Origin of the sequence: Paenibacillus sp. GCM10027626 (assembly GCF_042676285.1) — a bacterium.
In the GTDB taxonomy this organism is placed as follows: Bacteria; Bacillota; Bacilli; order Paenibacillales; family Paenibacillaceae; genus Paenibacillus_Z.
Genome location: NZ_JBHTHC010000003.1, coordinates 65,587 through 83,621, shown reverse-complemented (window position 1 = coordinate 83,621; position 18,035 = coordinate 65,587). Strand labels below are relative to the sequence as shown.

At 44.7% G+C, this 18,035-nt stretch carries 15 protein-coding genes and 3 pseudogenes; 14 read left to right on the top strand and 4 right to left on the bottom strand.

Going from position 1 to position 18,035, the window contains the following annotated elements; translation table 11 throughout:
- The first annotated feature begins 113 nt into the window (after positions 1-113).
- The 4 genes from ACFQ0N_RS07465 to ACFQ0N_RS07450 all read left to right on the top strand — a co-directional run bounded on the left by ACFQ0N_RS07465 (position 114) and on the right by ACFQ0N_RS07450 (position 2,593).
- A complete protein-coding gene (locus tag ACFQ0N_RS07465; protein WP_379324446.1) occupies positions 114-593 on the top strand; it encodes a DUF6530 family protein in 480 nt (159 codons plus the stop codon).
- A gap of 225 nt (positions 594-818) precedes the next feature.
- Positions 819-914, top strand: a complete 96-nt coding sequence (locus tag ACFQ0N_RS07460; protein ID WP_379324444.1) for an alpha/beta fold hydrolase — start codon at positions 819-821, stop codon at positions 912-914.
- 849 nt (positions 915-1,763) lie between these two features.
- Positions 1,764-2,096: an ArsR/SmtB family transcription factor gene (locus tag ACFQ0N_RS07455; protein ID WP_379324442.1), complete on the top strand. Its 333-nt coding sequence runs from the start codon at positions 1,764-1,766 to the stop codon at positions 2,094-2,096.
- Positions 2,097-2,116: 20 nt separating this feature from the next.
- Complete coding sequence (locus ACFQ0N_RS07450) at positions 2,117-2,593, top strand: SRPBCC family protein (protein ID WP_379324440.1); 477 nt, start codon at positions 2,117-2,119, stop codon at positions 2,591-2,593.
- A gap of 594 nt (positions 2,594-3,187) precedes the next feature.
- On the opposite strand, the gene ACFQ0N_RS07445 is transcribed toward ACFQ0N_RS07450, so the two are convergent.
- Both ACFQ0N_RS07445 and ACFQ0N_RS07440 read right to left on the bottom strand, forming a co-directional pair.
- Positions 3,188-3,745, bottom strand: coding sequence for an NADPH-dependent FMN reductase (locus ACFQ0N_RS07445; protein WP_379324438.1), 558 nt, complete (start codon positions 3,743-3,745; stop codon positions 3,188-3,190).
- A 116-nt stretch (positions 3,746-3,861) separates the two neighbouring features.
- Positions 3,862-4,015, bottom strand: a pseudogene (locus ACFQ0N_RS07440) (IS1595 family transposase); the annotation flags it as partial.
- Between the two features lie 250 nt (positions 4,016-4,265).
- Between ACFQ0N_RS07440 and ACFQ0N_RS07435 the strand changes: the two are divergent.
- Positions 4,266-5,390: a serine hydrolase domain-containing protein gene (locus ACFQ0N_RS07435; RefSeq protein ID WP_379325375.1), complete on the top strand. Its 1,125-nt coding sequence runs from the start codon at positions 4,266-4,268 to the stop codon at positions 5,388-5,390.
- Between the two features lie 366 nt (positions 5,391-5,756).
- On the opposite strand, the gene ACFQ0N_RS07430 is transcribed toward ACFQ0N_RS07435, so the two are convergent.
- Positions 5,757-6,275: a hypothetical protein gene (locus tag ACFQ0N_RS07430; protein WP_379324436.1), complete on the bottom strand. Its 519-nt coding sequence runs from the start codon at positions 6,273-6,275 to the stop codon at positions 5,757-5,759.
- A gap of 376 nt (positions 6,276-6,651) precedes the next feature.
- Here ACFQ0N_RS07430 and ACFQ0N_RS07425 point away from each other — a divergent pair, with 376 nt between their 5' ends.
- From ACFQ0N_RS07425 to ACFQ0N_RS07415, 3 genes are all read left to right on the top strand, one after another.
- Positions 6,652-7,221 (top strand): VanZ family protein, encoded by a 570-nt coding sequence (locus ACFQ0N_RS07425; RefSeq protein WP_379324434.1) that lies wholly within the window; start codon positions 6,652-6,654, stop codon positions 7,219-7,221.
- Positions 7,222-7,466: 245 nt separating this feature from the next.
- Positions 7,467-8,237, top strand: a complete 771-nt coding sequence (pyrH, locus tag ACFQ0N_RS07420) for a UMP kinase (RefSeq protein ID WP_379324432.1) — start codon at positions 7,467-7,469, stop codon at positions 8,235-8,237.
- A 140-nt stretch (positions 8,238-8,377) separates the two neighbouring features.
- Positions 8,378-8,929: a hypothetical protein gene (locus tag ACFQ0N_RS07415; protein WP_379324430.1), complete on the top strand. Its 552-nt coding sequence runs from the start codon at positions 8,378-8,380 to the stop codon at positions 8,927-8,929.
- 414 nt (positions 8,930-9,343) lie between these two features.
- On the opposite strand, the pseudogene ACFQ0N_RS07410 reads toward ACFQ0N_RS07415, so the two are convergent.
- A pseudogene (locus ACFQ0N_RS07410) lies at positions 9,344-9,571 on the bottom strand (IS110 family transposase); the annotation flags it as partial.
- Between the two features lie 38 nt (positions 9,572-9,609).
- On the opposite strand from ACFQ0N_RS07410, the gene ACFQ0N_RS07405 reads away from it, so the two are divergent.
- The 6 genes and pseudogenes from ACFQ0N_RS07405 (at position 9,610) to ACFQ0N_RS07375 (ending at position 18,020) form a co-directional block, all read left to right on the top strand.
- On the top strand, positions 9,610-9,972 hold the full coding sequence (locus tag ACFQ0N_RS07405; RefSeq protein ID WP_379324428.1) for a GNAT family N-acetyltransferase: 363 nt from the start codon (positions 9,610-9,612) through the stop codon (positions 9,970-9,972).
- Between the two features lie 717 nt (positions 9,973-10,689).
- Positions 10,690-10,914, top strand: a complete 225-nt coding sequence (locus ACFQ0N_RS07400) for a hypothetical protein (RefSeq protein WP_379324426.1) — start codon at positions 10,690-10,692, stop codon at positions 10,912-10,914.
- A 15-nt stretch (positions 10,915-10,929) separates the two neighbouring features.
- Positions 10,930-11,070, top strand: a pseudogene (locus ACFQ0N_RS07395) (hypothetical protein); the annotation flags it as partial.
- The gene (locus ACFQ0N_RS07390; RefSeq protein ID WP_213647557.1) at positions 11,067-11,291 is read left to right on the top strand and encodes a hypothetical protein; all 225 of its coding nucleotides are present in this window, start codon (positions 11,067-11,069) and stop codon (positions 11,289-11,291) included. The pseudogene ACFQ0N_RS07395 and the gene ACFQ0N_RS07390, both read left to right, overlap by 4 nt.
- Positions 11,292-11,797: 506 nt before the next feature.
- A complete protein-coding gene (locus tag ACFQ0N_RS07385; RefSeq protein WP_379324423.1) occupies positions 11,798-12,985 on the top strand; it encodes a response regulator in 1,188 nt (395 codons plus the stop codon).
- A 634-nt stretch (positions 12,986-13,619) separates the two neighbouring features.
- On the top strand, positions 13,620-18,020 hold the full coding sequence (locus ACFQ0N_RS07375; RefSeq protein WP_483874983.1) for a DUF8202 domain-containing protein: 4,401 nt from the start codon (positions 13,620-13,622) through the stop codon (positions 18,018-18,020).
- Positions 18,021-18,035 lie beyond the last annotated feature (15 nt).

Sequence of the window (18,035 nt, the reverse complement as noted above, 5' to 3'; positions counted from 1 at the left end):
TTGTGATTTACTGGGCCTAATCAAAACGGATTTGACTCGCGGTAAAATTCAAGCTAAGATGAAACCATCGTTCAGTAAATTAGTTAATAGGCAAACGGAATGAGGGAATAAAGATGAAAATACCTACAACGTTAAAACATAAACCTGTTGTCGTCTCGGAAAATTATGAGAAGGTTGATGGACGAACGGCCGGGAACACGGACGCGAAAGGTCTTTCCCTGGGATTAGCCCAGTGGAACGATAGAGGCAAGGTCGATATTTCGGCCAAGGTATGGAGATACACGGGTGAAAAATGGTCAAGACAATCGGAGGAACTGCCTCTCCATCGTGTCCTTGATTTGTCCATTCTAATTTGCCGGTCTCTGGAACATTTTCGCGAAGCCTATCGTTACGAGGATTTATATGACCCGCAAAAGCCCGTTATCGACCGGGTTGGTTTGCAAGGGGATGCCATGACCGTAGCCATATGTACAGACAATGAGAGAATTAATGAAGACATCAAGCTGTTCAACCAGGCGCTGAGCGACGATGGTGAAATGATCGGCGAGCGTTTGCGCACGTTATCCAAGATATTAAAGGATATGGGATATTAAAAATCAATATCGAGAGAACAAGGTTCATTCAACAGCTTGAGCGGCTGGATGAACCTTTTTTTGCGTTTGAGAACCATGAATTAGGGCCGAACCCGCGGCATACCGATTTATTATGAAACCGAAGGGAAAGGATTTCCTTTGATCGGCATTCAAGGTAAGGACAGCAATCTGGATTGATGGCATCCGGCAACGAGGAGCGCGCTGGCGGACAAGTGCCGCTTCATTATGCTGGACAATCGGGGTTCGGGACGCAGCGGCCATCCGGCGGAGGAGTATGGGATTGCGGACATGGCCACGGATGTCGTGGGGTTAATGGATTAGCTGCAAATAGAGAAAGCCTACGTACTTTGCTCACAAATCCAAGAAGAGGTGTCTCACCGGGCGAAGCCGATACTTGGATGAGTAGAAAAGGCGCTGAAATGTTGCAGTTTGTGCAACAAGTCGATTGGAGGAAGGAGGTTTGCTCCAAATTGTTGTATGAAATGCAACAAATCTCTCCTCCAGGGCGCTTAAAGAGCGATGATTGTTGCACAACGTACAACATTTGCGACTAAAACGGTAGAATGAGGGTTCGAATGTTGTATTTTCTACAACAAATTGTACCGCAAACCTTCAATGTGAACTGGACTCGATCCCCTTTGCTCCGCTAACGGAACGAGCTCAAGAATAAACAACAGGTGCCGCGGCGGCCTTTCAGACTTTTCGATCCGCATTTGAAGTTGGGGACACGACTGATTTCCTCGCGCTTGCTACAGAGGATTTTTATTTCTCAATCCCATTACCATACGATGATTGGAAAGATAAACAGGTTGGTAAGCAACGGTTCATACATTTGAGCCGTTTGGGGCATGGAAATGTTTTTTAAATCATAATCAAGCATACAAACCTCACTTACCACATCCACATTTTTTTCGTCTTGTGGGGTATGGAGACGTGGAGTTATTTTCAAAACCTCAAATTCCAGATGATGGCGAGAAAGTGAGCATTCGAAGGCACCAAGTATGGCTGCCCGAAAATGGGTGGCGAACTTGAAAAGGTGTTGCTCTAGGGGATGCGGTATAGTTTCCTTAAAAGGAAATTTCCTTTACAGGAAAGTTTGTGCGTGGTATATTGAACTCAGTAAGTCGAATACGATTTGGCTACCAGGTTAGAAAGGAGGAGGAACGGTCGATGAATGCTGCGACGTTAAGCGCGCTTGCCGAGCCTAACCGGGTGAACATCGTGGAGTTGTTACGGGACATGGGAGCCCTGACGCTCGGGGAAATCGCTGAACGTCTCGGACTTCGGTTACCCCAGTCGTCCAAGCATCTCCGGGTGTTGACGGAAGCTGGGCTCGTCGATGTGGAGGCCGTAGCGAATAGGCGGATTTTCAAGATTCGTAAGGAGCGGTTTGCCGAACTGGACAAGTGGTCGCAATCGTTCCTGGAGGCCAAAGAAGAGCAATTCAGCCGATTGGACGCTCTTCTTAGCAAAGTACAGGAAGAGCAGAACGAACCTAAATGACGAAAAGAGGAGAATTGTACATGTCCAAAACATCGATTGTTGCTGAACCGAATAAACAGGAGGTTATCATCAGCCGGACGTTTGAAGCTCCCCGGGAACTCGTTTTCCGGATGTGGACGGATGCCAAGTATCTTCCCGAATGGTGGGGTCCGAGCGTCATGACGACGATCGTGGACAGCTTGGATGCGAAAAAGGGCGGAGTTTGGCGTTATGTCCAGCGCGATCCGGCCGGAAATGAGTACGCGCATAACGGTGTTTTTCACGAAATCACGGCGCCGGAACGACTTGTTCATACGTACGAATTCGAAGGTGTTCCGTCTGTCGGGCTGGTCACAGTGACTTTCGAGGAATTGCCAGGCGGAAAAACGAAACTAACAGAAACGTCTCTCTATCCGTCGGTAGAAATTCGTGACGGTGTACTACAATCTGGAATGACCGAGGGTGCAATCGAGTTGATGGATCGCTTCGCCGTTCTGCTAGCCAAGCATTCCTTGTAGGTATTCTCCATGAAACGGTTTGCTGGCACTGCTCATGTTGTTTTACAATCGAGCTACCTCTGAGCGGAGGCATTAACTCGATTATCTGAGCTGCAGAGGCTAGGGTTCTGTCGTGCGGGACAATATCAACTAACGGACAATAGCTCAATATGAACAAGATGAGGCTGCCGGCATAAAGGGCCTGTTGACAAAATACCTTTTCAACGAAATTGGCTTTTGACAACAGACCCACAAAATCGGCAACCTCGTGTACGAACGGGCAGGATAGTTTAAGAGTATACGCGGTGAACCGTAGCACAAATAGTGGTAAAGCGCAGGGTGGAGGTTGTCGTAGACGTATGTGAACTTAATCTTTTAGCATAGTTAATTAAGTAATGACCGGATGGCAATTGCTATCCGGTCATTTTCAATCTGATTACAATCCTGTATGTTTTAGTAGACGATATCATACTCAATACAATTGGTGTTGTTATTGGTATCATTTTTACGGCTCTATCAGATGGTTATTAGGCGCTTGCAGAAAAAGAAGCACAAAGTCTGTTCTGTTGATCTAACCTATCGTTTTTCGTAGTTGGATAATTCTCATTTCATGGTTTATATCGTCTCGCCTTGATGACAAGCATGCTCAAGTGTCTGGAGCACAGATAATAATTCCTGCTTTAGTTCTGGATCTGTAATAATACCTTCTTTATTTAGTTTCAAAGTGATGTGCGGTATTATCAATGTTCCTCTTTCTACAATATCAGCATTAATCATTTTAAGTGTAAGCAGAAGTGAAGCATTAGCTTTATCACCGCCCATTGGAGATGGTGAGGCACTGATTACTGCTGTAGGTTTATTCATGAACTCGCCTGAAGATACGAGCCAATCCAAGGCGTTTTTTAACACACCAGGCACTCCATTCCCATATTCCGGTGTACATATAAGCACACCATCTGCATCCTTAATATGTGTCCTTAATTCTCTGACCGGAACAGGTTCTTCGACAGCATCGATGTCTTGATTAAAATGCGGCAGGTCGCCCAACCCGCCATAGATGGTAAATTTAACGTTCTCCTTGGCTAATCCGATGATGGCATTCATTAGTGCTTTATTTGAAGAGTTTTGACGAAGACTTCCCGAAATAGCCAAGATTTTAATTTCTTTATCCATTTAACATCAGCCCATTTCTTCTGTGATTTGATTATTCGCTAAGGAATCGTTGGTGTCTTCGGTAGAGGAGTTTAACCACTTCACAAATTTAATTATTACTTAATTTCGATATCTTTAGCAAGAAGCAACCAACATATTCTTTTTATTCGACGTTGTGTTTTCATATTTCTTGCTGTCTAAGTAACGGAACCAAGCCAGATAATGTTGTAAATACTTGGTTGAAATGCCGTTAGAGCGGTCAATCCATCTTTTCAGATTACTGTGGTAACTGTAAGAAACTTAGTCCCTCCTCAATGATTCCTTTTTCCTATCAATATGGTCCGTCGAAATCGACTCCTTTAATTTTAAGGATTTTCTCGCCAACTAACTCGTTTTCCTTTGTTTTAGGGTAGATATAACTTGAATGCTTTATGTAAATCACTGTACTTAATATTTATAATAAACTCACAATAGTAAAGTGATCAAGGCTTTAACTATTGAGAAAGGATGATGAAAGTTGAGTAAGAAATTGGATACAAACATGGATGAAGTTATCGAGCGTACTCTTGCCGATAATCGGCTGGTTGGCGCTGTTGTTAAGGTGGCGGTAGACGGAGTGCTGGTTTATAACGGTGCTGCCGGTTTTGCCGACCGTGAGAGGAACATTCCGATGCAAGAAAATGCCTTGTTCAGGCTTGCCTCTGTTTCGAAACCGATCGTTTCAACGGCTGCCTTGGTACTCGTATCGCAAGGTCGGCTCCAATTAGACGACCGCATTGATCGATGGCTTCCATACTTTCAGCCGCGTTTGCAAAATGGTGAAATCGCGGAGCTCACGATTCGGCATTTAATGACGCACACGGCGGGGCTGACTTACCGTTTCTTTCAGGAAGAGAATGGTCCCTATCACCGTGCAGGGGTGTCGGATGGGATGGACCAGGCCGGCATCACATTGGAAGAGAACCTGCGTCGTATTGCCTCCGTTCCGCTCCTTTACGCGCCAGGCACTCAGTGGAAATATTCGATCGCGACAGATGTGCTGGGCGCCGTTATTGCCAAGGTTACTGAAATGCCTCTTCAAGAAGCCGTTCATTCCTTGGTGCTGAAACCGCTTGGCATGAATGATACCGGGTTTTCCGCCGTTGACCCGGAGCGGCTGACCACTGCTTATGCCAATGATGTTCCTGTGCCGCGGCCTATGTATGATCCCGACAGCCTGGCATTCGTGGAAGGCACGGCGGGCTTCCGGCTTGCCCCTAGCCGGGCGCTTGACGAATCGGCTTTTCCTTCCGGCGGAGCCGGCATGGTCGGAAGCGCCTGTGACTTTTTACGGCTCCTGGAAACATTGCGCAAGGGAGGAACGCCGCTGCTGCCTGAGCGGCTGGTTCGCGAAATGACGACAAACCAGATCGGCGATCTGCCGATGGCTTATTGGCCGGGCAGAGGCTTCGGTCTTGGATTTACGCTGCTTAAGGATCCTGTCGCCGCAGGCACGCCGGAATCGCCGGGCACCTGGCGGATGGGCGGGACCTACGGCCATTCGTGGTTCGTTGATCCTGAGCGGAAGCTCAGCGTTGTGGCATTTACCAATACCGCGCTGGAAGGCATGTCGGGCCAGTTTACCGTTGATCTCTGCAAAGCCGTTTACGACGGAATCAAGGCATAAAGAATCGTTTAAGAGCCTAGTACGGAATAATCCGGACCAGGCTCTTTATGCAAGGGAGTGGAGAGGTTGGTTCAATTCAGTTCAGTTCCGTAAAAAAGACCTTGAACCCTATATTTTTCATTGCACTGGGTTTATTTGGCCTTGTCGGGATACTAGCGCTCTCTTACTTTTTGAAGGGGGAGTTTCGATGCTCCATATCGTCAACGGAGATTTTGTCGGCGATAAGTTGAGGAAGGGGACTATCCGCGGAGATAGCCTGGTCTAGAGAGAAGTGTACCCGGTAAGTCCGGTATTCGTTGAAATGGACGAGCCCCATCAGAGGTCACCCAGGGTGGAATATTTGGAGAGAACCCTGGGCATTGCCTTCTACTTTGTCCATTTTAAGCTCTTCTGAATATGCTTGAGGACATCGGAATTATTCTCGTAATAGTCAGCCGGCATATCAAAGGACACTTCTAGAACTTGATCGGCGCTCTCTACAAGGATGATCTGTATCACATTAGAAGTCATTGTGCTGCTTTGCGCGTCATCGGCATTGGCTTTGAAAGTCATCAGCGTCATATTCTTTTGAAGCTTCGTTTTATCACTGAGCGCATAGATGCCTTTGTAGGTCTCCTTTTTCCAGTCGATAAACATGCTTTTATAGACTTCCCTTGGATAAGGAAAAGAGTAGATGTAGAAAAAACCGACTTTCTTCCCTTCGAAGTTCAGTTTGTACTGGATTTCGTCGCTCATTTGCGATAAAAAAGTCCATTCGTCCGGAATCTCCAGCTCGACTCCCTTAAACGCGACGGCCTGATAATTCCCTGCTGTCTCTTGGGAACTACAGCCGCCCATAATTAGCGCAACCATGAGCAAGCCTAACAATAGGGTGTATCTTTTCATTCAGTATCGCTCCTTCTGCAAGATTCTAAGTTATTGAGCCAAGAGCGAAGCCTCGTCTCCCAGTCTTACCCCTCCTCGTATATTCAAATATAATCTCTATAGTACTTTCGGTACTTTGAAAATGATTTTTTAGCTTTTGTTCATTTTCTTTACATTGACCGTCCACATTATAGGCTAAGATAGCGTATTCGGTCGCCCCCGCGAATTGTCATGATGACCCGCGAGGACCCGAATATTCCGCTGGCTCGATTGCGAGTTCGGGACCAATTGACCGAGTTGCGCGCAGCCGACATGAGATTTACTCTCTAAATCCGAAGATTTTTTTAAGGAATATGCAGAGAAGGGGCTTACAGACGATATTGCAGAAAAGTGTGCAGTGTTTGACTTTGGAGACTATAAGGTACTTCAACAAAAATTGGGGATGGAATTAAATCCCCTAAAAAAAATCTTCCGAGTATCACTATGGTTATCTTTTTGTGTTTACATATGGTTTTTGGTAATGGTCTTGTTCATTGGTAAGTTTGATAAAATGTATGAAGAAGACTTCGGCAGAGGGGTTACATTAACATTTCAATGGGGAGATTATTCAACTAACCTGATTCCCTTTAAAAACTTCGATCATGAAATCTACGAATCTATATTTTGGGTGGCAAATAGAAATACTTTTGATATCACCTTTTTTACAACAGCGTTAGGTGTAAGCTTGTTATTTATTCCATTAGGTTTTTTTCTGCCGATATTATTTAAGGTTTCAACTTCGACCAAATTAGTTCTTTATACATTAATAGTAAGTATGTTTATTGAATTGGTGCAATTTATAACCAGGACAGGAGCACTAAATGTAAATGATATCTTATTTAATGTAAGTGGCTCATTCATTGGATGGTTAGTTTATTCCTACTTTCGAAATGTAAAAGTATCTCGATTGGGGAAAATTGCAGCTTGATTTATTTCAAGAACGTTGGCTGTTATGTGCCGTGGAGTTTATTTGATTTATTAAACACGGTAGTTGCATTTTACTTCCATAGAGTATAGAATAAGTTAATAAAAAATAACTGGAAGGGGTGGGAATATGAGGTTGAAACAGAAGGGTTACAATCAATGGACTGTTACAATTTCATATTTTCGTTCCATTAAAACACTAAAGCATTCATTGCTCTAGTGTTTTTTATTTGAGCGGAGGTGTAAAAGTTGACAAGGTACAAAAGAGTTCTTATTAAACTAAGTGGTGGAGCAGTCGCTGGAAACACGGAATTTGGTTTTGAGCCTGGAAGGCTAAATCATATCGCTAATGAAATTATTTCAGTTGTGAACCTAGGTGTTGAGGTATCATTAGTTATAGGTGGTGGGAATATTTTTCGTGGCAATATGGCGGAAGGTTGGGGAATAGAAAGGGCAGAAGCTGACAACATTGGGACACTCGCAACTGTTATTAATAGCTTGATGCTTCGTGGAGTTCTAAAAGCCAAAACAAACAAAGAAGTTCGTGTAATGACAGCAATACCTATTACATCAGTTGCTGAACCATACATCAGACTAAGAGCAGTTCACCATCTGGAAAAGGGCTACATTGTAATTTTTGCGGGAGGAAACGGGCAACCATACGTTACCACAGACTATCCTTCCGTTCAAAGGGCGATTGAGGTAAATTGTGAAGCTCTGTTAGTTGCAAAACAAGGTGTTGATGGTGTTCTCAACGCAGACCCTAAGTACGACAAAGAAGCAAGGAAGTTCAGATCCCTTCACTACAACGATGTCTTGAAACATAACTTAATGGTGATGGATCAGTCAGCTTTCATCTTAGCTCGAGACTACAATTTACCAATGCATGTTTTCAATTTTGACAAACCAGGCACAATGAAAGAGATATGTGAAGGTAAAAATAACGGTACGATAATTAGTGGTGAATCGGTTTTGGAGTTGGAAGCAGAAAAGGATGGAAACCTAGGGAAAAAGATATAGTATTAAGTTTTAAATTTCAGCAAACAAGCTCACTTCGTTAAACTACTATGAAAATTAACTCTAATTTTCCTGAAGATTTGGTGTATAATTCCAATAACGCTATGCTTTCCTCCAAAATCTAAGGGGGCACGACACTTATTGTGTTGTGCCCCCTAGAGACACCAGAGATTCTACTGATCGATGTGACGATCCAGAGTGAAAGTTTTCCTGTTTCATTTATTAAGGATAACACTGCCGTTTCGGTTATTTTAGTGGATAAGGCAGGTATTGTGAAGTATCAAAACATTGATCCTGAGTCTCTTCGCTCGCAACTACATACTCAATTGATGGAAGCAAAAGGTATTTACAATCAAAGAAGTCGAGCGGTCAAATATACGAAACGCGGTCTTTTTTTAGAGTCGTTGATTTACTATCAAAAATATGTTTTGAACCCGCTTGTAGATGTACTGCGAATCATCTATACACCTTACCAGGCTGACTGCTTTTTAGTTCATGCGACGCGGGATTTTCCTGACGAAGTGTTGTTAATCCTGGAAAACTTATATGGTGTGAGAACCGTACAAGATATAGCTGAACGAATTAGTGTTGCAGACGAAATGTTTCGTAATGTCTTTGCCGAGGCAGAAGTCATGCTTACCAAATCATCCTTCCTATCTCGGGAAGGGAATATGTCTAACCAACGGAAACAATAGTGAAATTGACCATCGGCAGCAATACATCGATGGTTTTCTGTGCATAATTTATGAAGGCTTGATCAAGGCTCTAGGATTGAGCTGTTGTTTAAATGAGCAAAAAAAAAGGTTAATGATTATGCGCCGCGGCGCCTGTTCGTTTGATCAAAGGGCAGGATAGTTCAATGAAGCAAATATAATCTGCAATTTGAACCAACGAAGAAGAGCATAATAAACTTGAACCTTAAAGAGCCCGTGGAATGTGGAGGTTTTCTATGAAAAGGACAATAATTGGTGGAATACTTCTGTTTACAGGAACTTTGATATCTTTAGCTATTTTAATCGTAGCGGCTTTATATATACCAAATATCACAGCATGGAGAGGCTCAAAGCTATGGTTCGCTATTTTTGGTGCAAACGATATGGGGCACGAGGAATCTCCTCGGCTTCAAGTAAGTTGACGATGGGTTTCCAGAAAACGCCGGTACTCTCCATGGCCACGTGTGTACAGCGATGCTGCTTGATCCAGTCGATCAAGTCGAGCAGGAAAACCGTATGTGTACGAAACGTCTTAATCTCCTTTCCTTCGGGCGTCAAAACACAAGCAGTGATGGACTTCTTGTGAACATCCAAACCACAAGCGCGTTCGATCAGGACATCCATAACATTCACCTTTCTACGGCAACGAAAATTGAGGACTGGTGCAACAACCAGAAAATGAAGCGTCATGGACAAAGACAAGAACGAGTGATGAAGTTCGAGAGATGATTGATAACTCGTATATATTTGGTTTATGTGATTCTGAATCAGATCAACTAATAGGATTTACGAGAGTTGTGACTGACTACGTTTTCCGAGCAACGATATATGACGTTATCGTTTTGAAACAATTCCAAGGCGAAGGATTTGGAAGGTTGCTAATCGAAGCTGTCGTTAATAGTACATTAATAAAGGGTATCGAACGCGTTGATTTATTTTGCGCAGATAATAAAGTGATGTTCTACGAAAAATGGGGGGTTAAACAAGTTCCAATAACCACCAATTACATGAGCTTAATTAAGTGAGTACAAAGGATTAATGTGAATTGCACAAAAGAAATGATTTATTCTAATGAATGAAGCTTTCACTCTTACAAACTGGTTGGCTGTGCGATTGAGCAGTTTATATCATATTGTTCAACTAACGGGACACGATAGCTCAATAAACTACACCACAATGCTGCCGCGGGATCGATCGGTAGCCTTGTTTCGTTAAGGGTATGATAATACAATAGCGTCAAATAGATTCTAACATGATAAAATAATATATATATAATTTCATGACGAGGGGATGAATCTTGTACGCCGAACCATCGTGGTTGAGATTGAGGCTTGCCAAGCCTCCCGATCATAACTCGGGGCTAGGTGTTGGTATTATCATTATCGACGACATTTCGCCACATCCAGCGCTCAGGCACCTAGCCAAGCACCTTAAGCACGTGGTTGTAGCAGACGATTTTTCGGTTACGTGTTGTGATATTGCTGACGAGAACTTTAATCCTAGTATACTGGACCGTGGTATGCAGGGGTTGATGACATGCAATCGGTAACCAAAGCAATTGCCTACATAGAGGCCCGACTGTCCGATGAGATTATAGCAGATGAAGTTGCGACAGAGGTAGGATACTCCTCATATCACTTCCATCAAATATTCCAATCTGTCACACGAAGCACCATTTCGGAGTACATAAGGGGGCGGAGATTAACCTATGCGCTCCAGGACAATTCCGCAAGCAGAAGGACATGAAAGACACACCGTTCCGGGCAATGGAAAAGAAGGCATTGGATGAAGTCAGGCTACGGCATTTGCAGGAAGGCGTAACCCTTGATCCCGTAATTATATCCATGGGCGAACTTTATCTTCATTCCAACCAAATTGGGAAACTGTGGAACTTCTTCAGAAAACGCGTGGCGGAGATAGATAGAAGGCAAAATCACGAATCGGTTTATTATGCTCTAACGGAGTGAGAGGTCTCTTACACCGCTTGCGTCGAGGTTAGCGGAGCCGGGCGGACGCCCGAAGGAATGATCGATAAAATCTTGCCGCGAGCGACTTATGCTGTATTCTCACATAAGGGAATCAGGGGAAATTTCACTTTCTTGACGAGGACCAAGAACCGATGATGCCGGTGTATAAAATCGTGGAGCGGATCAAGCAGGCATGCGATGAATTGCAAACCGTTGGCTTTATCGACGCCTATATCTTTTCAGGCAAAAAGCAAGGCCTGTTCGGCCGATTCCTAACCGTGACGAAAAATCCGGTCTTTTTGAATGCACCGGTTCGTCCGGTCCGTGAGCTGCCTCAGCCTGTCCAAATGGATCTCTTTAGCGGCAACGAAGAATGAACGGGCAATCGGAAAAGTCGAACGATTATTCTGCCGGCAGCACATGAATGTAAGTAAGTCATTTTACGGAAGGAGGGCTCTTATGTGGTTATTCCCCGTCTTGTCCGGTGTACTGATCGTGTTGTCGATTTTCATGTCCAATAAAAAAGAGAGGAAAGGCCCTGTCCCACGGATATTTCTTGCATTCAATGGGATTTTCCTTCTCTCTCTAACGGGTGCCTGATCGCGCTTCTATTGTAGAAAGGCAAGCGTGAATCGATGAAACGGAGTGATTACAAATGGCTTGGAGCGAATTGCAAAAAATTCCGGACGAATACAATGATGAGTTCAGAACGATTGACGAAACAATTCTTAAGTTGATTCAGAAAAGGAAAGACCTTTCTTAATGGCAGAAGAATTTTTCCGCCTCAGGATATCATTCATGAGTTTGCAGCTCAGTATTACCTGGATATTGAGTATTGGTTAGAGCTAGTGAAATAGCAGTAAATCGAAAGAAGGGATGTTAGATGAGAGTTTTATTAGTCGACGACGAACCGCTAGCGTCTATTGAACTTCAAGGAGCCCTTGAACGCGAGGTCAGCGAAATACAGATCGTCGCCGCGTATTCAAATCCGACAAAAGTGATTGCTGGCGTATTAGAGCATCGCCCCGATGTGGTGTTCTTGGATATTGGAATGCCCGAGATTGACGGGCTGGAGCTTGGTAGGCAGATCCAGGCTGTCGTTCCCGGCATCTATATCGTGTTCGTGACCGGTTACGACCAGTATGCCGTTCGTGCTTTCGAGCTTTATGCCTTGGATTATTTAGTAAAGCCGGTGAACGACAGTCGTCTTCGCAACACCGTCATGCGGATTCAGGAGAAGCTGAACTTGAAAGGTTTGAGGAAAGTTCCGGTTCGGAATGCGCCACTGATAGGGTGCTTCGAACAGATCCTTTTCCACCCTCCGGGCATGGAAGCACAGACTGTGAAGTGGAGGACGAGCAAATCGCAGGAATTGTTCGCTTTTTTGCTTTACCATCGAGAGCGGGTCGTCGGCCGAGACGTACTCCTCGAGCTGCTATGGCCGAATATAGAGGAGGCGAGAGCGGCTCAAGACCTCTATACGGCTATCTATCATATCCGTCAAACTCTGAAATCCTACAAGATGGAATCGATATCCATACGCATCGGCGAACTGCAAGCAGGATATCAACTGGATATCGGGGGAGCGCAGGTTGACACGGAGCTATGGGAAAGCGAATTAAAGCAATTGGGTTCTCTCGATGTGAGTACCGCCGACGCCTATGAACGCGTGCTAAGGATGTACACGGGCCACTATCTCGGGTATTACGATTACTTGTGGGTGGAGCACGAACGGGAACGCTTGCAGTTGCTATGGCTATACCAGATGAAGAGATTGAGCGAATATTACGAGGGGCAATGTGTCCTAGATAAAGCCATTCAGATTAACCTTGACATTCAACGGATATGTCCGGATGAGGAAGAATGCTATTTTTCGCTGATGAAGCTCTATCATGCGGTAGATAATCATATGGGCATAGAGGAACAATACTATCTCCTCAAAACGAGAATGGAACGTGAGCTGGAGCTTCCCATTAGCGAGGACATCGTCCGTTGGTATGAACAATGGAGATTGGGCCAACACAAGCTCATCGGAGAATTAAAGGGAAATTCGACGCTTTTATCAAAGTAGGCTATATCTGAAGCGAATGCTCATTATTTCATGTTTAAAGGCTGCTCCGCTGGGGGAATTCGATTCCTCTTCCACGAGCGGCCTTTTTGTCGTTTCGGGAGTTGTCTAGGTATTGTCTAGGTATTGTCTAGGTGTTGTCTAGGAGCGTGTGCTAAAGTTATAAGCGTTTATTGTGGAAAATTGACGTATTATGTCATTCCGTAAATGCCTTGCGCTTGACCAAATTTCCGAACCTAATTTTCTGCATTTTTCTTTGATTATTTCACGATTTCTCTTGTCTATTGCATTGTTCAGCAAGCCCTAAATAGCAAGAGTGAAGGGGGGGATAAATAAGCGCGGTATAACAGTACTGTTCTATGGATGCATCATTATGTTGAAAGAAGATGAAATAAGCACTGCGTATGAAAGGCAAAAGCAAAAAAGACAAGCGTGAGAAAAGTCCAACGGACTAGCACACCGTTGGCAAGAAGACCAAGTCACCTGTAGGGTGATTTTGTCCATTGTGATCAATCGGATGGTGTTTTCAGAAGTTGTTTAGTTTCAAACGTTAATATTTAGCGGAGGAATTATGTAGAGATTTGCCAGAAGATGTCGCTAGAACACTAGTTTTCTATAATAGAGAGGATGAAGAGACGTGTTGTTACAAGGGGATTATTTCAAATGGAGAAAGCAGCTTATGGTGATGCTCATCTTTGTGCTGGTATTCTGGAGCTTCTCAACTACATTCGTACCTAAGGTATCAGCGGCTAGCGGTCCTACTCCAGGTGGTTTGAGTGGATCTCAACCTGTACTATGGCTTAAAGCAGATTCTGATGTAAATGAAAATAACGGGCTATTGACGGGGTGGGCAGATCAATCTACTGACCCTGTGCAGTTTACTCTTGATGTTCCGTCGGCGGAAGTAGCGAAGACACCAAAGTATAATTCAAGTGGGGTGAATTTTAACCCAAGCATTAAATTCGATAATACGATGGCCTCTAATCACTATGCAAGTTCGGTGAAGCTGATTGGAAATAAACAGATTACATTTCAGTCTGGATATGCTGTCTATAAATGGCCAGCTGCTGGCAATGCAGGATCACTTGTCGGATCAACTGAAGTAATAAATTACGGAAGTCAGATTTTGGGTGGAAATGCGAGTTTTGCAGTTGGGACTGGCGCGAACTCTAAATGGCGTGGTTTTAAAGAGCCTGACAGAGAGAGATTCCAATTGGCCAATTATGAGATCATGGATGCAACGAACCATAGTGCAAGAGTTAACGGGAAAGCAGCAACTACTGGTACGGCTACTTTTGATCCCTTTACATTCACTCCTGTAATTGGTGCTACTGCAGGCAGTAGTAGCAGCAACTGGTATGGTCTGCGCGCTGAAGTTGCTGAGATTATCTTGTATGATAGCGTAACAAGCGATGATGCCGCTAAAATTGAAACATACTTGGCAGTGAAGTATGGGATTACGCTTAACAATGGTGAGAGCAATTATATTTCCACAAATGATTATCCCGTGTGGACTGCAGACAGTACCTACAAACACAACATTGCGGGTATAGGTCGAGATGATGCAGAAGCATTGGTGCAAAAGCAAAGCCGCAGTGTTAATGCTGGAACGCAAATTGCAATTGGTGTAAGTACCCTCGTGTATTCAAATGCGCTTAATACGGGGACACTGTCCGACCAACAATACTTAATCTGGGGCGACAATGGACAAGCCTTGACGTTCGACCAACAGATTGGCAGCACGAACGAGTATCATTCACAGCGCGTTTGGAAGGTACAGAACACGAATGGCGTTGGTGAGGTTCAAATTGCGATTCCGACATCCGCTATTCCTGCAGGGAAAAAACTGCTAGTTAGCAGCAGCGGTACGGATTTTACTAGTGCAACTCAGAAGGAATTAGAAATTATTGATCTTAACGGTGTACCGCATTACGCGGCTAAAACAACACTAAACAATGGACAATTTTTCACATTTGGTGTATTGGCTCCAGAAATACAAAGCGCAAAGGTTGAAGAAATAACAGCTGCTGGGGACGAGATTATTCTTACCTTTGATCAAGAAATTGATCTAGCTGATCAAACTGGCTTCAAGCTTGAAATCAACGGTATAGAGGTTACGATTGATAGCTTTGAAATAGGAGTAGATGGCAAGACATTGAAGCTGAAGACGAGTGAGGAGATTACACAAGTTGATGCTGTTAAAGTGTCTTATGAGAAATCAGTTGGAAACTTAAAAGGAAAAAATGGTGCTCCTGTTCACAGCTTTGATTATCTCATTGCACCACCAGCTTTAGTCATCACCGAGCCAAGTGGTGATACAGTATTCGTGAAAAAGCCTGAAATCAAGGGCACGACCACTCCAGGTGCCACGGTATCCGTAGAAATCAAGGATGGAAGTGGTGCTGTAATTGCTACGCCAACTGTCACTGTAAATCAAGATGGTACGTGGAGTTTCATCCCTTCGGCTGATTTAGTAGATGGCTCTTATACAATTGAAGTGACGTCTACGAAAGATGGTAAGACAGCTAAAGAAAACAAAATCATTACGGTAGATACCACAAATCCAGCTTTAACTATCACTGAGCCTAGTGGCAGCACAGTATTCGTAGCAAAACCTGAATTCGAAGGTGCGACTACCCCGGGTGCAACGGTAACTGTAGCAATCAAGGATGGAGCAGGCCAAGTGGTTGGATCAGGACAAGCAACGGTAGATGGAAGCGGAAACTGGAGCTTCACTCCAACCACTGACTTGGTAGATGGCGACTACACAATTGAAGTGACAGCTACGAAAGATGGCAAGACATCTCCAATAGTAACAAAGAACATCACGGTTGATGCTACAAATCCAGCTTTAGTCATCACTGAGCCAAGTGGTGGTAAAGTATTCGTAGCAAAGCCAGAAATCAAAGGCACAGCTACTCCTGGTACCACGATAACAGTAGAAATCAAGGACAAAGACGGTCATGTAATAGATACACCAACCGTCACTGTAAGCCCAGATGGTACGTGGAGCTTCACTCCAACCACTGACTTGGTAGATGGCGACTACACAATTGAAGTGACAGCTACGAAAGATGGTAAGACATCTAAACAAGATAAAACCATTACTGTAGACACCACAAATCCAGCTCTAGTCATCACCGAGCCAAGTGGTAGCACAGTATCCATAGCAAAGCCTGAGTTCAAAGGCACAGCTACTCCAGGTGCGACAGTAACAGTAGCACTCAAAGACAAAGATGGTCATGTAATAGACACACCAACCGTCACTGTAAACCCAGATGGTACATGGAGTTTCATCCCATCGGCTGATTTAGCAGATGGTGACTACACGATTGAAGTGACATCTACGATAGACGGCAAGAATTCTACTGCAACAAAGAACATCTCTGTTGATACAGTAGACCGATCTGGGCTTAATGATTTGAAACTGCTGGATTTGAAGGGGAATCCGATCGGGCTAACGCCAAATTTTGATCGGAATTCACTGATCTATGGGGCTTCCGTAACGAATAGCGTCTACAGCGTAGCTATTAATCCAATGACGCTTGACCCGAACGCGAGAATTGAAATTTCTGTAAATAAGGGTGCGTGGCAGGATGTGGCCAGCGGCGCAACAAGTGATGAACTTCTGCTGAATGTCGGCACGAACACTATCATTGTTAAAATCACAGATCAAGCTGGCAATGTGAAAGAATATACATTAACGGTGACAAGAGCATCCAGTGGTGGTAATGGCAACAACAGCGGGGGTATCACTCCGACTCCAACAACCCCAGATAAGACCGGTATTAATACGTCTGTTAACGGTACGGATGTTCCATTTGCGACAGGAAGCTTAACGACATCGGGAGACCAAAAGCTCACGTCGGTTCAAGTCGATGTTGATAAGTTGAAAGAGATTTTGGCGCAAGGCAATGGACAGAGCCTGGTCATCCACTCTCCGAATGAAGGCAATGTACAAGTGGATGGTTTAACGGCAGCAACGGTCAAGCAATTGGCTGATAAGGGTGCGAGTCTGGAAATCGGAAACCTGCTGGCGATCTACCCTGTTCCTGGCGGAAAGATGGACTTAAGCGGTGTGTCCAAGCAATTGGGAAATGCAGCACTTGAGGATATTGCAGCCCATATTGATATCCGAAGGTCTTCGAAAGCACTGATTGACAGTGCGCGGAGCAAGGCAAAGGCAGAAGGGTACGAGTTATTGGTTGATCCGGTCGATCTTGACATGACCTTTACACATGACGGTCAGACGGTTAGATCGGGACAATTAAGCGGATATGCTCCGAAATACATCGCTCTGCCTGAAGGCATCGATCCGAACCGTATTACAACAGGCGTTATCGTGAACCCTGACGGTACTGTGTTCCATGTACCAACGGTCGTTACGAAGATCAACAGTCGCTACTATGCTCTGATCAACGATTTGCGTAGCCACGGTTCCTACTCTGTCATCTGGAATCCGCAGGACTTCGCCGACGTGAAGAATCATTGGGGCAGAGCAGACGTGAACAACATCGCCGCAAGGCTCGATCTGGAAGGAACCGGAAACAATACGTTCTCGCCGGATCGTAACGTCACGCGCTCGGAGTTCTCGGAGATTGTCGTAGCTGGTCTCGGCTTGATGTGCCAGAACGTGCCAAACAGTATTTTCCCGGACGTTCCGGAATCTGCTTGGTACCAGGATGCAGTCACGATCGCGAATGAATTCGGTATCGTTCGCGGCTATGACAACGGCAACTTCTATGGCGACCAGCAAATTACAAGAGAACAAGGAATGGCGATGATCGCCCGGGCGTACAGCCTCATCGACCCGAAGACCGAGCTAAGCGAGGAGCAGATCACTTCCCTGCTGGCGGGTTACAAAGACGCAGCGAGCGTATCCGGCTGGGCGAGAGAGGATGTCGCTCTGCTGGTTGAAGCGGGAATCGTGAAGGGCAGCGGAACGGAGTTGCTGAGCCCGAAATCCAATATGACACGTGCCGAAGTAACGGCATTGATCGCAAGATTGCTCAAAACGACTAATCTGATCGACAAGTAACATCAATTACCCGAC

What these genes read in the sequence shown, in the direction of transcription:
- ACFQ0N_RS07465 (WP_379324446.1), top strand. Translation starts at nt 114, where the DNA reads ATGAAAATACCTACAACGTTAAAACATAAACCTGTTGTCGTCTCGGAA.
- ACFQ0N_RS07460 (WP_379324444.1), top strand. Translation starts at nt 819, where the DNA reads ATGCTGGACAATCGGGGTTCGGGACGCAGCGGCCATCCGGCGGAGGAG.
- ACFQ0N_RS07455 (WP_379324442.1), top strand. Translation starts at nt 1,764, where the DNA reads ATGAATGCTGCGACGTTAAGCGCGCTTGCCGAGCCTAACCGGGTGAAC.
- ACFQ0N_RS07450 (WP_379324440.1), top strand. Translation starts at nt 2,117, where the DNA reads ATGTCCAAAACATCGATTGTTGCTGAACCGAATAAACAGGAGGTTATC.
- ACFQ0N_RS07445 (WP_379324438.1), bottom strand. Translation starts at nt 3,745, where the DNA reads ATGGATAAAGAAATTAAAATCTTGGCTATTTCGGGAAGTCTTCGTCAA.
- ACFQ0N_RS07435 (WP_379325375.1), top strand. Translation starts at nt 4,266, where the DNA reads ATGGATGAAGTTATCGAGCGTACTCTTGCCGATAATCGGCTGGTTGGC.
- ACFQ0N_RS07430 (WP_379324436.1), bottom strand. Translation starts at nt 6,275, where the DNA reads ATGAAAAGATACACCCTATTGTTAGGCTTGCTCATGGTTGCGCTAATT.
- ACFQ0N_RS07400 (WP_379324426.1), top strand. Translation starts at nt 10,690, where the DNA reads ATGAAAGACACACCGTTCCGGGCAATGGAAAAGAAGGCATTGGATGAA.
- ACFQ0N_RS07390 (WP_213647557.1), top strand. Translation starts at nt 11,067, where the DNA reads ATGATGCCGGTGTATAAAATCGTGGAGCGGATCAAGCAGGCATGCGAT.
- ACFQ0N_RS07385 (WP_379324423.1), top strand. Translation starts at nt 11,798, where the DNA reads ATGAGAGTTTTATTAGTCGACGACGAACCGCTAGCGTCTATTGAACTT.